This window comes from Heyndrickxia sp. FSL K6-6286, from assembly GCF_038630395.1.
GTDB lineage: Bacteria > Bacillota > Bacilli > Bacillales > Bacillaceae_C > Heyndrickxia > Heyndrickxia oleronia.
In genome coordinates this window covers 315,080-330,175 of sequence record NZ_CP152029.1, presented here as the reverse complement: position 1 = coordinate 330,175, position 15,096 = coordinate 315,080, and the positions used below count along the sequence as shown (strand labels likewise).

Sequence of the window (15,096 nt, the reverse complement as noted above, 5' to 3'; positions counted from 1 at the left end):
AATTAAGACCTCCACAAACTACCTTACATTATTAAGTACTTAATTATCATATGTTATATTACTTAAAAATGCAAGGTACTATTTAATGATATATATTCTTCATTAAAAAAATCCACTGTTCTAAGAACAGTGGATTTTGGCCTAATATGCCTTCATTACATGTAGTAAATAATCTTTCCTATTTAGAGGATTAAAGTCTACTCGTTTTCTTACTGGAAAATCACTCACCATTTTTTTATATCCATATGGTTTGGCAATAAATATACCTTCACCTTCTGTAAATGAGTAAAGATTTCTCTTGAATTTCTCAGTTACAGCCATAGGAAGCGTCCCTTTCAGAATATAGGAATCCCTACGAAAGAATGGTTCTGTAAATTCTGCCTGAATCGCTGAAAGTTTAAACATTGCTTGGCTAATAGAGTTAGCAGGAACACTTAATTCAAATTTGTTCATTGGCTCATATACATCCGTGCCCGCTTTCACAAGTGCCTCCATTAATACTAATGGAACTAACTTTCTAAAATCACTCGCTGTTGTGACGGGACTTGCATATCCAGTATGTGTAAGAGTTACGACAATATCTTCTACTTCCCATCCAAACAATCCTTGCTTTAATACATCAAAAACCGTCTCTTCAATGGCTTTATGAAACGCCAAAGGCAAAGAACCGAGTTCCACTCCTAGTTTATAGGTCTTACCGCTACCAAATTCACCAGGTTCTACTCGAAAACCCACTGTCCCATAGAAGGGGTTATCTGCCTCCCCCATTCTTTCTAATGCCTGACCGATCCCTTTTGGTTTTTCAATACAGATGACTCTTGTTTCAGAAAAGGTAACTTCTACATGATATTTCTCTTTTAAAACCGAGTGAATAACCTCTTTTTGAACTTCTCCAAATATACGGATGAAGAGGTCATGATGAAAGTCATCCTTTAATACATGTATAAGAGGATCCTCCTCAGACATTTCCATCAATGCTTGATAAAGATCATGCGTTTTTTCCTTTTGTACTGGTTTAATCTGTGTTTCTAGCTGCGGGGCCGCAAAAGGAATATTCATGATTTTATCGGACCATTCACCTACAAGATCGCCAATTTTAATATCCTTCAAGCCCCAAACTTTACAAAAGTCCCCGGCTATTACTTTTGGCGATATCACACTGCTTCCGTTATAGAATTGGTGAATCTTTTTAATTTTTTCAGTGTGTGTATTTATTGTCTTTTCTATATTTTTTCGATTGATCTTTACATATTCTCTAACATGAATGGTCCCAGAAAAAACTCTAATATACGCAATCTTTTCACCTGATGCTTCTCTCTCAATCTTGAACACTGTCCCTGATAATGACTCTTTTTCTAAACCATGACTAACGGGAAGCATCGTTTCAACCCCATTAAGCAATTCCCTTACACCAATACCAGTCATAGCTGAGCCAAAATAAATAGGACAGAGCTTACCTTCCTTTATTCGATTGATCATGATGGCTTTTATTTGTTCTTCTGTGATTTTTCTCTCGTTTACGTAAGCTTCTAATAAAAAATCGTCATTCAATGCCAATAGACTCTCTTCAAAAAAATAAGGATCTGATGCTGCATTAAATTGTTTTTGAACAATCTTGGCTTCCTTCGTTCCCAATTTTTCTACGGTATATAACGGAATAATATTTTCTATCAGTTTTTCTTTTATATTCTCAATTAATCTCGTTGACTTTGCCCCCATGCGATCAATTTTATTGATAAAAATGAGGGTCGGTATCCTTAACTTTTTAAGAATGCTCATTAATATTTTAGTCTGGGCTTGGATCCCTTCCACAGCAGAAATGACAAGAATCGCACCATCTAAAACGGAGAGGGATCGCTCCACTTCCGCAATAAAATCTGCATGTCCAGGAGTATCAATTAAATTAATCTTTACATCTTTTAGAAAAAAAGAAACGACTGATGCCTTAATCGTAATCCCTCTTCTTCTTTCTAATTCCATTGAGTCTGTTTGAGTATTTCCATGATCGACCTTTCCGATCGTATCAATCACAGCAGTCTCAAATAAGATACGTTCAGTCAAACTCGTCTTTCCAGCGTCTACATGCGCTACGATCCCTATATTTATTATTTTCATGAATGAATATCCTCATTTCGTTTCTCAAATTAAATTCCTCTTTTCTTTTGATAAATTGCCGCATTAGAATCACTCCAATCAATTTTGTAAATCTATTATATAATTATTGTAAATACTTGTAAAATTTCCAATAAAAATAACCTGATCTCCATTTATCAGGTTATAACTATTAAATAGCCATTGAATTTGTGAATTTTAAAACTTCCACTTCAATAAGACAAATATTCACTTTTTTCGGCAACGCCTTTTCGTCTCACCAGGGTTAAAAATATAGCAATAGATAAGAAAGACATTAAGATTAAAATTCCAGCACATATAAAGAAATCAGTATTAAAGGGATAATCGTACATATAGATTAAAACACTGGTAACAACCAACAAAACGGCTAGAAACAATTCAAAAAGAAGTGTCATTAATATAAACAATAAATAAGGAAACACAATCTCTTTTCTTGAAACATGCTGTAAAGTAAGGCCTTCCCAGCAAATATCAGCTAGCTTAACAAGTTTCATCATCTCTCCATCACCCCTAGAACATCCTTATAGTAAAAGTATGTCCAAAAGGGAGAATTATTAACTGAATAATAAAAAAATTTATTAGAAGGTTCTGAAGCACGGACTTAGTCATTTGTTGGCTTTTTTAAATAGAAGTTTTTAGACTTTAATATTGGCACTTTTCGAAATATTATTTCTATTAAAGTAAAGTTTTAACGAATAACGATCGGTTGAAGGCTCTACACCTTTCATTATAAAGATTATCCCTAGTCATAAAAAATCAGCCTCAAACAAATTTGAAACTGATTTCACTTCATGCTTAACCTAACAGAAATAAGGATATTAGTCCTCTGCTATACTTTTTATCGCTTGTTTATACTTCTCATACCAGATTTCCCACTCATGTTTTCGTGATTGTACAGTTCTTCCATCTAATAATGCCTGGATAACCTGTAGACAAACATGCCATCCTGCAAGATCCTTTGGCGTGTGATTCGTTATTTCCTTTATCGTCTCAATAAAGATTAATAAACATCCTTCAGGCTCTTTATATAATTCGAAACGGACACGGTCTGCAGCCCATGTATACTCCAATACGGAATACATTTTCAGTTCAGTAATCTGCATCTCCGCAAAGGTGCCATCCCCCATATTAAACGTAATCAGCCCACCCTCACGAAGATCGGCAACTCTTAATTCTGAAAACCACTTTTTTAATTCTTCATTATCTGTTAGCATCCTCCACACTTTTTCTAAATCGTGTGGAAAATGGTGTTCATATCTAGCAATGTAATAATCATCAACCTTTTTTATAGTAGCTAACATTCACTTCACTCCTCTTTTATTAGCATGATTATATATCCACAGACATGATTAATTTTATCTTAAAAAAGACATTCTATTTCAAAAGACTCATTTACTTTATCTTTTTACTAAATCTATCTGTTAAATTTAGATCGGATATCAAGTGGTAAACTATTAAAAATCATTATTTTCGATTGAAACGATCGAAATAATCATCTTTATTGATTTATAATCCCATTATAAAATATCAATGATAAAGACTCTTTTCTCATACATTGTTGCTATTTTAAGTAAAGTTTTAACTAAAACTATTCACTGAAAATCGCTACACCTTTAAATTTTACTGGGAAAAGAGCTACAATCTCCATACAAAAACAACCTTTATAAAAAGAAGAAAAGGAGTAGACTTATTCATGTCAATTGCCGTTATTTATGGTGGGACTAGAACAAATGGAAATTCAGAAGAATTAACTAAGTACACTATTCAAGGCTTAGAAGTGGAAAGCATATTTTTAACAGATTATACGATTCAGCCCATAGTGGATGGACGACATGCAACAGAGGGATTTCATGAAGTGAATGACGATTATAACGCAATTATTGAACGGATTTTACCTCATGACATTTTCATTTTTTCTACCCCTATTTATTGGTATAGTATGTCTGGTGTGATGAAAAATTTTATTGATCGTTGGTCACAAACATTGCGTGACATAAATTATCCGCAATTCAAAGAAAAAATGGCCACAAAAAAGGCATACGTTATAGCTGTTGGCGGAGACCAACCAAATATTAAAGGACTTCCGATGATTCAGCAATTCCAGCATATCTTTGATTTTATGGGAATCACATTTGAGGGCTATATCCTAGGTGAGGGAAATAAACCTGGCGATATTGCAGAGGATAAAAATGCTTTATATGCAGCTGAACAAATTCAAAAAAAGCTAAAAGAAGGGTTGTCTAATTAGTAAAGGGGCACATCCCCTTATTAGACAACCCTTCAAATTATCATGTAGCTATCTATACGGCAGCTGTTTTAGAAAATTGGCTATTATAAAGATCCGCATAAAATCCATCTACCTCTAATAAATCTTGATGTGTACCTTGTTCAATCACTTTTCCTTGATTCATGACTAGAATTAGATCAGCATCTCTGATTGTTGAAAGACGATGAGCAATGACAAAGCTAGTTCGATCCTCCATTAATCGATTCATTGCTTGTTGGATAAGTAGCTCGGTCCGTGTATCAACACTCGATGTCGCCTCATCTAATATCATAATAGGTGGGTCTGCAAGTATCGCTCGGGCAATCGTAAGGAGCTGTTTTTGCCCCTGAGAAATATTCGAAGCTTCTTCGTTTAAAACTGTGTCATAGCCTTCGGGGAGTGTTCGAATAAAATGGTCCGCACGAGCTGCCTTGGCAGCTTGATAAATTTCCTCATCTGTTGCCCCAATTTTTCCGTAAGCCAAATTTTCTTTAATGGTTCCATTAAACAGCCATGTATCCTGTAGAACCATTCCAAATGTTGTTCGCAAATCTTCACGTGAAATTTCCCGTGTATCAATACCATCAATTTTTATTTTCCCGCCATTTAATTCATAAAATCTCATTAAAAGATTGATTAAGGTTGTCTTTCCTGCTCCTGTTGGTCCTACGATTGCAACGGTTTGCCCTGGTTTTACATCAATATTCATATCCTTTATTAACAAGTCCTTCCCGTAACCAAAATCAACATGTTCAAATGTCACTGCACCCTTTGCCTCAGTGAGACTAGCTACCTTTGATTCCGGGATTTCTTCTTCTTCATCCAATAATTCAAAAACCCGTTCTGCCGCTGCAACTGTAGATTGAATGATATTAGCAATATTAGCAGTCTGAGTAATCGGTTGCGTAAACTGGCGTGAATACGTAATAAATGCTTGGATATCTCCTATTGAAATTGATCGCTTAATGACTAAGATTCCTCCAATTATGCTAATCAGGACATAGCTCAAATTCCCAATAAAAAACATCATCGGCATAATAATTCCCGAGATAAATTGAGCTTTCCTTCCTGCTTGATATAATTCTTCATTCACCTCATCAAACTGAGCAATCGCTTTTCTCTCATGACCAAAAGCCTTCACCACTTGATGACCTGTATACATTTCTTCAATATGTCCGTTTAACTGACCAAGTGAGCGCTGTTGATCCATAAAATGCTTCTGTGATCTCTTCAATACAGGTCGAATGACAAAAATCGATAACGGCAAACTAATGATCGATATCAATGTCAGAAGTGGGCTGATCGTCAGCATCATAATAATGATTCCAACAATGGTCACAATAGATGTAATAAACTGAGTCGCACTTTGTTGAAGGGTACTCCCTATTAAATCTACGTCATTCGTTACACGACTTAATGTCTCACCATTTGCACGACCATCATAATATTTAAGTGGAAGTTTTTCTAACTTTTGGTTCACATCTTCTCTTAATTGATAAACAGTTTTTTGGGCAACAATTGACATTAGGTACTGCTGAATATAACTAAATAAACTACTAATGACATATAGTCCAGCTAATAAAAGTAACAACTGTCCAACAGCCCCAAAATCAATTTCTGCTCCGGGTATGCCGGTTAGTTTCCCATAGATCCCTTCAAATAATTTAGTAATGGCATTCCCCATTATTTTTGGTCCTGCAATCATAAAAATTGTACTCATAATCGCTGCCGCAATTACAGCAATTAAACGATTTCGAAATGGTTTTAAATAGCTTAGTAATCTCCATAATGTTCCTTTAAAATCTTTCGCTTTCTGTTGTCCCATCATCATGTGCCCGCCGCCATGACCAGGTCCACCGCCTTGAGGTCTTGCTTTTCTTTTACTCATGCAATTTCCTCCTCTTGAAGCTGGGATTCAACAATTTCACGATAGACATCATTGTTCTCTAACAACTCTTCATGTGTTCCAATACCAGCAACTTCTCCCCTATCGAGTACAATAATTCGATCTGCATCGATGACCGTACTCACACGTTGAGCGACAAGAATTACAGTTGCATGGGCAATCTCGCTTTTTAGCGCTTCACGTAGTTTAGCATCTGTTTTATAGTCCAATGCTGAGAAACTATCGTCAAAAATATAGATATCTGGTTTTCTAATAAGTGCCCGGGCAATAGATAAGCGCTGTTTTTGCCCACCTGACACATTAGAACCACCTTGAGTAATCAACGACTCATATTTGTTTTCCATATTATTAATAAAATCATCTGCCTGAGCTATATTAGCGGCATACTCAATTTCTTCTTGGGTGGCATCCTCTTTTCCAAAACGAATATTATCAGCAATCGTTCCTGTAAATAGGAGCGCCTTTTGTGGAACGAAACCAATCTTTGAACGAATTTCTTCCTGTGATGCATCACGAACATCAATACCATTTACTCGTATCGAACCACTTGTTACATCATAAAAACGTGGAATTAAGTTAACAAGAGTAGATTTACCAGCACCAGTCCCACCAATAATTGCGGTAATTTCACCTGTATTCGCTTTAAAGCTAATATTTGATAAAGCAGGTTCCTCAGCTCCAGGATAACTGAAAGATACTTGATCAAACTCAAGGGTGCCTCGGTTACGATTAGCCTCCTTTGTTCCATCATCTAAAAAGGTCGGCTCCATCTCAAGAACCTCATTAATACGTTTTGCAGAGACAGCTGCACGCGGAATCATGACAAACATCATGGATGCCATGACAAGTGCAAACATGATTTGCATAATATATTGGATGAAAGCCATTAGATCCCCAACTTCCATGGCTCCATTATTAATCCGAATTCCACCAAACCAAATAACGCCTACAACAGTTAAATTCATTACAAGCATCATTACAGGCATCAAGAGTGCCATTACTTTATTCACTTTTATTGAAACATCGGTTAAATCCTTATTCGCCTTTTGGAGACGAATCTTCTCTTCCTTTTCACGATTAAATGCACGGATGACCCGAATACCAGTCAAATTTTCCCGTAATACTAAATTCAATCGATCCAGACGTGTTTGTACAGCTTTAAAAAGCGGAATTCCTTTATTCATTATAAGAAGAATGGAACCAACTAATAATGGAATAGTAACCACTATAATAAGAGACAGCTTTGCATCCTTTGACAATGCCATAATCAGACCGCCTATAAACATAATTGGCGCACTTATAACCATACGCAACATCATGATGACAACTTGCTGTACTTGTGTAATATCATTTGTGGTTCTTGTTATGAGGGAGGCAGTACCTATGTGATCAACATCTTGAAGTGAAAACTTCTCTACATGAGTAAAGACTTTTCGACGAATATCCCGTCCTAGTCCCATCGCAGCTTTAGATGAATAATAACTTGCAATGACCGATGCAAAAGCACCAAATGCAGCTACCAGAAGCATTAGCCCTCCAATTTTCCAAATATATGGTGTATCTCCCACAACCACCCCTTTATCAATAATATCCGCCATCAAAGTTGGTAAATAAAGATCTGACATGGATTGGATAAACACAAGTCCAAATACAGCTAGAACGATCCATTTATAAAACGTAAGATTTTTTAGTAGTTTAATCATCCCATCATTCTCCTTTTTCAGTCATTTCTTTTTCTAAAAAAAGTGCAATTTTCTCGAGGGAATAAAGGAAATCATCACGTTGCTTTTCAGTAAATGTTTGGAGCGCTAACTCAAAACCATGATGAATGCTTCCCTCTCGTAACCAGATTTTCTCAAAAAATTCCTTGCCTTTTTCGCTAAGTATCAGTTGCATTTCCCTACGATTATCCTCAACCGGATGGCGATGAATTAAATCTGCTAAGACTAAACCATCAATAGCCTGACTTAATGTGCTTTTAGGAATATAGCTTTCCTTCGCCAATTCCTTTTGAGTCATTTTCCTTCTAGGAGCTATCTTCATTAGAATCACTAATTGCGGCATGGAAAGATTATTGTCTGCAGCCGTTTTCTGGAAAATTTTACGTGAATTTTGTTGAACACGATCAAATGCTTGGAGAATTTCAATTAATTTAATGCTACTCATAACTTATCCTTTCTGTTCTGTTTCGAATTGTTCATTTATGAACTGTTTAAAATCATACAATAAATTTACTCCTTTAGATTCTTCAAGTCAATCGTTTAATTTTTGTTCATAACTATCTTTTTGTTCCACGCAAAGAGGCCTGAATCACCATTTCATGTGAAATCAGACCTCTTAATCGTCTTATTTTTAGGCAATAATCCTTTATTGCATATAGGTTTTTACAAGTTCATAACATCTTTCTTTCGTTACACGAGCAGCTACACTAAGATACTCTACTTGTTCATGAGTACCCCCTTTATATTTTGAAGATTCTTGTAGCGCAGTCTCATCTCTATATGTTATCCATTGTCTTTGCTTATGCTTTAACTTCTCCATCTCATCAGATGGCAACGTCATTTTTAGTTGATTATAAACATCATTTAATGCATGATCCCATCTTTCATATCGTTCATGTTCTGCTTGTTTCATTTCTACCGTATTTTCATTTTTATATAAACCATCTAAGTCAGACATTCCATATTCAATCGAATCAAGTTTTGCTAGAAATTCATTTCTTTGGCCTGCATTCGAATGACTAATAGTTTTGTTTTTAGAATCACTTTTTTCTTGATTTAGATTTTGAGATTCATTGTTTTGTTTAATGACTTTTTGATTCGCATTCGCCTTTTTGTTCTCTTCTGCTAGCTTTGCATACTTATCTAATTCAGTTTTTAAATGACCAGATAACGATTTTTTATCTCTAATTTGGTTTGCCTTTTCAATGGCTTTATCCCATTCATCCTGTTCAATCGCTTGTTTAACCTGAATAAGTGCTTCTGTGTTTTCATATAATTCCTTTATATTTTTATCTTCAGGTTTTTCGTCTAATGCAAGAGCATAGGAGGCAGCAGCTTTTTCAAATTCACCACTCTCTAATGCTTCTTGTGCCTTTTTCATCGCTTTATCATATATACCATTACTACAACCTGCAAATATTATAGATGCAACAATAAGGAGCAATCCCTTTTTCACATTTATATCCTCCATTCAAAATTAAGGGGGTATCCGAAAAATTTAAGTTTCAGACACACCTCTTTAATATATTTCATCAACTATTCTGTTTCATATGTACCTCTTCATATGGTTGAACAACAACAAAACCTTCTCCTTCAAATTTCATCTGAATAGATTCACCACTTCCTCTACCTAAGAAAGTCTTGAAGGAAATATCTGTTTGAAACTCCGGCTTTAAATCTCCCGACCAAGCGACCGTTGCATTTGGATCTGTAATAATAGGTTTTCCTGGTGTCACCTTTAAAGTAAGTGGTTCATAATAGGTAGTGATCGCAACCATTCCGGTTCCTTCACAACGGACATTGAATAATCCTCCCGCCATCATTCCAGCCACTTTTTTCATTAATTTAATGTCCCATTTGATACTTGGTTCAAATGCGAGTAAATCATTTCCGTTAACAAAAATGGCATCATTCTGTAAGTGGAGAATAATTACTTTTTTACCTGAATCAGCAAGATATAATTTCCCATTCCCATTTGCCTTCATTAGGGATGTTCCTTCACCCGTAAATGCCTTTTTAAATGTTTTGCCTAAACCATGCTCAAAAATCCCCTCACGTTCAAACTTTATTTTCCCAGTGTAAGAGACCATTGAACCCGCTTTTGCCCATACTTGCCCATCTAAGTTTACTTCAAGAATACGAGGTGTTTCTAATTCAAAAAATCCTTCGCCTTTATCCTCCTGTTCTGTTTGTTGAATAAATTGGTCAATTGAATATTTGCTCACCATAAATCATCCTCCCTTTTAATAACAAACATTGTTCTCCAGGTATGTAGCAATTTTTTGTAAAACCACTTTATCTGTTATGATAATAGAATATTTTTTTGAAAAAAGTCTTTTTTTTAACTTAATTTCTAAATGATATCCGTGATTTACATCTTCATGAAGCCCATAAAATTTATGCCATTTCTTAATCTCTTCTATTTCAAAGGAATCGATGGCTGAGTAATGATAGAATTTTCCATTCATAACCATTCCCTCTTTAACGATAAAAAATGAATCTTGTAGTTTAATGGATGTAGTAAATAAATAAAAAAGAACCGACAATGTAAAATAGGAGGAGTGGAACCAATTTGTAGTAAAAGTAACAATGACGAATACTACAAATAGACAAATAGTTAGCACAGTCGTCCATTGAGCCAAACGGTATCCTCTAGAATCCTTCTTTAATGGTTTCTCGATCTTCATTTCTGGCAAAAACCGAATGGCATGATAATCTTCATTAGAAGGATAAAGTGCTTCCTGACTAAGATTTATTGCATTTCTTAATTGGAAATTATAACGAATTAACATTCCGGTTATACAAGCTAGAACGATACTAAATAGGATATTAAACATTATTTCCATAATAAATCACCCTACAAGATTTTACGAATGAACCATTGAAAATGTTTCATGTTCTTTTATTTAAATATAAGACTGATTTCGTATAGATTGTTGCTTTTGTAAGAGCCCAACTACCGGCTATTACATCCAATAAAGAATTCAGCGATTCTTATGAATTTTGCAGCTCTTTTCTCCGCGAAATGAAACATTTAAAATAGCAACAATGTTTAAGAAAAGAGCCCAATAAAAAAAGCCCGAAGCTATTTTTTGCTTCGGGCTGTTCATTTTATCCTTACCTATTTCACTGGAATCCATATTTCGGAATATAAATCTGGACTTGATGGATCATCTTCTGAGTAGACCTCTAATTCAGGTGTACCGGCATGCTCATATCCACTGGAAGGAAACCATTCTGAGAATATTTGTTTCCATACCTTTGGCATTGCACCAGGCATCGGACCATGAACCTCAAACACTGCCCATTTTGAAGCAGGAATTTCAAAGCTATCTAACCCTTCCGGCACTTCCCCATTACTTGCAGATGCGATCCAATACTCCATTTTCTTTGATTGATCAGCAATATTATCAACACAGATTCCCAGCACCCCTTTAATTGGTCCATTATTCACCTTATACAATAAACCGTCGGTACCATTCTCATTGACTTCCTCCCAAAATTTTGGGATACCGATTAAATTTTCTTCATTCTCATAAGAATATTCCCTCTTTAATCCAACTACTTGAAATGCAGCTTCTTCCACAATACGATATTTCATTGGTTCTACCCCTTTCAGATTGACCTGAATAATCAGGCGATTATAGGATTGCAGCTTTCCTATCCCTTTTCGAGCATCACTGGGAGTAACACCGTGTTGTCTTCGAAAAGCTTTAGTAAAAGCCTCGGGAGTGTCATAACCATATTTATAGGCAAGATCAATAATTTTACAATCAGTACGCGATAGTTCTTCAGCAGCTAAAGTTAAACGCCTCCTACGAAGATATTCACCTACCGATACATCCGTTAGGACGGAGAATGTTCGCTGAAAATGAAAGCTTGATGCATTTGCATGTCTAGCAATACTTTCAATTGTTATATCCTCAAGCAAATGATCCTCCATATAATTGATTGCCTTTTGCAAAGATTCGATCCATGCCATGTCACTCACTCCTTAATTACATTTTAAAAGGGGGAACCATTTATATCCTGTTATTTTATGCTTTGTTCGGACAGTAAATGGCAATATCATAGATTATTACAATAAATAGAATAGACTCATCATTCAAATTATAATATATCTAGCCAAATTTTTGCTGCAGTTACAAAAATTAAAATGGATAAAATAACTTGAAGAACCTTCGTATTAGTATTTTTTCCGATCTTAGCTCCTATTGGTGAAGCGATAATACTTGCAATAACGATAATTAATGCTGGCAAATACTCCACTTGTCCCGTCGATACTTTTCCAGTAGCGGATCCGATCGATGAGAGAAAAGTGATGGCTAAAGAGGAAGCAATCGTCATTTTTGTAGGGATCTTTAAAACAACTAGCATAATCGGTACTAATAAAAATGAGCCACCTGCTCCTACAATTCCTGCACCAATTCCTATAACGAATGCAAGCAGTGCAGCTAACCATTTATTAAATTTCACTTGATTTAGTGGAATATTATCTATTCCTTTTTTAGGAACAAACATCATAATTGCTGCAAGCAGTGCCAATATCCCATAAATGATATTCACTCCACCTTCAGACATATGTGTCGAACCAAAGCCCCCTACAAAGCTTCCAATGAGGACACTAATGCCCATAAAGCCAATTAAAGTCTTATTTAAATACCCACCCTTTCGGTAAGCCCATACACCACCTATCGTTGCGAAGAACACTTGAATTGCCGTGATGCCTGACACTTCATGAGCACTAAAATGTGCAACTCCGAGAATTGCAGGAATATATAATAATAGAGGGTAGTTAATTATCGCCCCACCTATACCTAACATCCCCGAAATAAATGAACCTACAAAGCCAATGAAGAAAATGGTAACAATAAGGCCCATATCCATCACCGTTTACCTCCTTTAAAAAAGGAACCATAATCGGTTCCTTTTATTTAAAGCATTTTACTAATGTTACTTCACATGTCACTACTAGCCTTTTTTAATCCAAAATTTTAGAATTCCATCAATTTCTTCTTGTTTTATAAGCTCATGACCAACTGTGTTAGTCCATGCAGCCAAGTCATTCTTTGCACCTTTATCAGTTGCATGAATTTCTAAAATTTCTCCAAGGTTCAGTTCATCCATTGCTTTTTTTGTTCTCACGATTGGCATTGGACATGCCAGCCCTTTTGCATCTAGAATTTTTGTCACTTCCATCTCTCTATTCCTCCTATTCTACCGAACCGCACAACGATTTGGCCCAATTTCCATTTCGCGTTGCTTTTCTTCATCAAGGGAAAATTTCCCCATATTTGCTTGTCGAATTTCTTGATACGCATTTGGTTGAGGGGGCAAATTCTCGGTTACTAGCCTTCTAAATTCCCTTTCATCCTCTATGCTTAAGCCATGATTCTTTCTAAACAAAGTTCCTAGCTTCTCTGAAACACTGCCATCATCATTCAACTCATCAATAATCATGAAATGAGCTGGTAGAACAATTAGCTCTTCTGATAATTCTCTATAACGGGTATACAGGCTGTCTCTTAAATCAGAGACCCAATCTTCCGCCATCCCAGCTAGATCTGGTCTTCCGATTGAATCAATAAATAAAATATCCCCTGTTAATAAATATTGGTCATCAATGATAAATGACGTTGAGCCAATGGTATGGCCCGGTGTGTATAAAGCATGAATATGAATACTTGTATTTCCAATCATTACATCGCTTCCGTCTTCTAATGCTTGATAACTAAATGTAACTTCTGTTGCATCTTTAGACGGTAGCCAATAGATCGCATTCATTTCGTTGGCAATGCTTCTCCCCCCTGAAATATGATCCGCATGAAGATGCGTATCGAAAACATGCTTTATTGTTGCATTTTTACTTTTCGCAAAATCTATAAAAATATCAATCATGCGTGTGGCATCTATTACCGCTGCTTCTCCATTTGATATAACCATATAGGATAAACAACCTTTACCCATTCGAACAAATTGGTATACTTCGCCGCCATTGATCAAGTCGCCTACTTTTACTGGCTCTAAATACTCACTCCAAGCTTTCATTCCACCTTTTAAGTAGGACACAGTTAGACCTGCTTCGGATAACATTTCCGCGATCATGACAGAGGAGCCTTCCTTCGCACAAACCACCAATACCTCTTGTTCAGTTGGAATACGATCAAGAATTCCCTCTACCCCATCAAGCAATTCAAAATAAGGAATATTTAAATGGTCAAAGAATTCCCCTGTAATTTTCCAATCCGCAAATTCTGAATGATTGCGTACATCTAAAATAAACAATTTTTCTTTAGCAACAATCCTTCTAGTTACATCCTTAGCTGTTAACATATGAACCGTCATTCCAAATTACCCCCTTAGGTATATTTGATACTAAAAAAAATACTCTTATCTTTGATTTAATAGGGGGCTTTACCCCCTATCAATTAGAATGTTAATGTAATATCAGCATCTTTAGCAAAATCTAAAAATGTAACGGCTCCACCAACTTCAATTCCTGAGACAAATGATTCCTTTTCAAGTCCCATAACATCCATTGTCATTTGACAACCGATAAATTTCACTCCCATTTCTTGAGCCATTTCAACTAACTCAGGGATAGATGGTACATTTGCCTTTTTAAACCCTTCAGCAAAGTGTTCTTTTCCTTCAGGCATTGGAAGTTGCTTATGAGCTTCCTTATGAATTAAATTTAAACCTTCAAAAGTAAAGAAGATAGCTACCTCTTGATCAGTTGCTGCTGCAGCTGTTGCAATATTAAACACCTTATATGCATCAAATAGTCCACCATTACTTGCAATAATTGCTACCTTTTTATTCATGTTCATTTCCTCCTAGTTTTCTAATGCTTTCATTATTTGATTTGGGTCATAACCGACAACCCATTTGCCATTAATCTCTATTTGAGGGACTCCCATTTTCCCTGTCATATCAATTAGTTTTTGAACAATTCTCGGATTTTGGTCTACATTAATCTCTTTAAATGGAATGTTTTGATCCAATAAAAAGTTTTTTAACATGACACAATATACACATTGGTTAGTTGTGTAAACAGTAACAGGTTCCAT

The 15,096-nt window shown here is 35.7% G+C and carries 16 protein-coding genes; 1 reads left to right on the top strand and 15 read right to left on the bottom strand.

Annotated elements, in window-relative coordinates; translation table 11 throughout:
- Positions 1-141: 141 nt before the first annotated feature.
- The 3 genes from MHI39_RS01835 to MHI39_RS01825 all read right to left on the bottom strand — a co-directional run bounded on the left by MHI39_RS01835 (position 142) and on the right by MHI39_RS01825 (position 3,434).
- Positions 142-2,115: a translation factor GTPase family protein gene (locus MHI39_RS01835; protein ID WP_342540590.1), complete on the bottom strand. Its 1,974-nt coding sequence runs from the start codon at positions 2,113-2,115 to the stop codon at positions 142-144.
- Between the two features lie 209 nt (positions 2,116-2,324).
- On the bottom strand, positions 2,325-2,630 hold the full coding sequence (locus MHI39_RS01830) for a hypothetical protein (protein ID WP_342540589.1): 306 nt from the start codon (positions 2,628-2,630) through the stop codon (positions 2,325-2,327).
- A 321-nt stretch (positions 2,631-2,951) separates the two neighbouring features.
- Positions 2,952-3,434, bottom strand: coding sequence for an SRPBCC family protein (locus tag MHI39_RS01825; protein ID WP_342540588.1), 483 nt, complete (start codon positions 3,432-3,434; stop codon positions 2,952-2,954).
- A gap of 392 nt (positions 3,435-3,826) precedes the next feature.
- Between MHI39_RS01825 and MHI39_RS01820 the strand changes: the two genes are divergently transcribed.
- Complete coding sequence (locus MHI39_RS01820) at positions 3,827-4,381, top strand: flavodoxin family protein (RefSeq protein WP_058004229.1); 555 nt, start codon at positions 3,827-3,829, stop codon at positions 4,379-4,381.
- Positions 4,382-4,433: 52 nt separating this feature from the next.
- Here the strand turns inward: MHI39_RS01820 and MHI39_RS01815 are convergent, their stop codons facing one another.
- From MHI39_RS01815 to MHI39_RS01760, 12 genes are all read right to left on the bottom strand, one after another.
- Entirely contained in the window at positions 4,434-6,287 is a 1,854-nt protein-coding gene (locus tag MHI39_RS01815; RefSeq protein WP_342540587.1) for an ABC transporter ATP-binding protein, read from the bottom strand.
- Entirely contained in the window at positions 6,284-8,008 is a 1,725-nt protein-coding gene (locus MHI39_RS01810; RefSeq protein WP_058004231.1) for an ABC transporter ATP-binding protein, read from the bottom strand. Before MHI39_RS01810 ends, MHI39_RS01815 begins: the two co-directional genes overlap by 4 nt.
- Positions 8,009-8,012: 4 nt before the next feature.
- Positions 8,013-8,471 carry a MarR family transcriptional regulator gene (locus tag MHI39_RS01805; RefSeq protein WP_342540586.1) on the bottom strand — a complete coding sequence of 153 codons (459 nt, stop codon included), beginning with the start codon at positions 8,469-8,471 and terminating at the stop codon, positions 8,013-8,015.
- Between the two features lie 201 nt (positions 8,472-8,672).
- Positions 8,673-9,482: a lysozyme inhibitor LprI family protein gene (locus tag MHI39_RS01800; RefSeq protein WP_342540585.1), complete on the bottom strand. Its 810-nt coding sequence runs from the start codon at positions 9,480-9,482 to the stop codon at positions 8,673-8,675.
- Positions 9,483-9,558: 76 nt separating this feature from the next.
- On the bottom strand, positions 9,559-10,251 hold the full coding sequence (locus tag MHI39_RS01795) for an AIM24 family protein (protein ID WP_212946157.1): 693 nt from the start codon (positions 10,249-10,251) through the stop codon (positions 9,559-9,561).
- 18 nt (positions 10,252-10,269) lie between these two features.
- On the bottom strand, positions 10,270-10,872 hold the full coding sequence (locus tag MHI39_RS01790; protein ID WP_341041118.1) for a hypothetical protein: 603 nt from the start codon (positions 10,870-10,872) through the stop codon (positions 10,270-10,272).
- 275 nt (positions 10,873-11,147) lie between these two features.
- Positions 11,148-12,008: an AraC family transcriptional regulator gene (locus tag MHI39_RS01785; RefSeq protein WP_342540584.1), complete on the bottom strand. Its 861-nt coding sequence runs from the start codon at positions 12,006-12,008 to the stop codon at positions 11,148-11,150.
- Between the two features lie 128 nt (positions 12,009-12,136).
- Positions 12,137-12,913 carry a sulfite exporter TauE/SafE family protein gene (locus MHI39_RS01780; protein ID WP_342541408.1) on the bottom strand — a complete coding sequence of 259 codons (777 nt, stop codon included), beginning with the start codon at positions 12,911-12,913 and terminating at the stop codon, positions 12,137-12,139.
- A gap of 84 nt (positions 12,914-12,997) precedes the next feature.
- On the bottom strand, positions 12,998-13,225 hold the full coding sequence (locus MHI39_RS01775; protein ID WP_058004238.1) for a sulfurtransferase TusA family protein: 228 nt from the start codon (positions 13,223-13,225) through the stop codon (positions 12,998-13,000).
- Between the two features lie 18 nt (positions 13,226-13,243).
- A complete protein-coding gene (locus MHI39_RS01770) occupies positions 13,244-14,371 on the bottom strand; it encodes an MBL fold metallo-hydrolase (protein WP_342540583.1) in 1,128 nt (375 codons plus the stop codon).
- Between the two features lie 83 nt (positions 14,372-14,454).
- The gene (locus tag MHI39_RS01765; protein ID WP_058004240.1) at positions 14,455-14,850 is read right to left on the bottom strand and encodes a DsrE/DsrF/DrsH-like family protein; all 396 of its coding nucleotides are present in this window, start codon (positions 14,848-14,850) and stop codon (positions 14,455-14,457) included.
- Between the two features lie 12 nt (positions 14,851-14,862).
- A complete protein-coding gene (locus tag MHI39_RS01760) occupies positions 14,863-15,096 on the bottom strand; it encodes a glutaredoxin family protein (RefSeq protein WP_058004241.1) in 234 nt (77 codons plus the stop codon).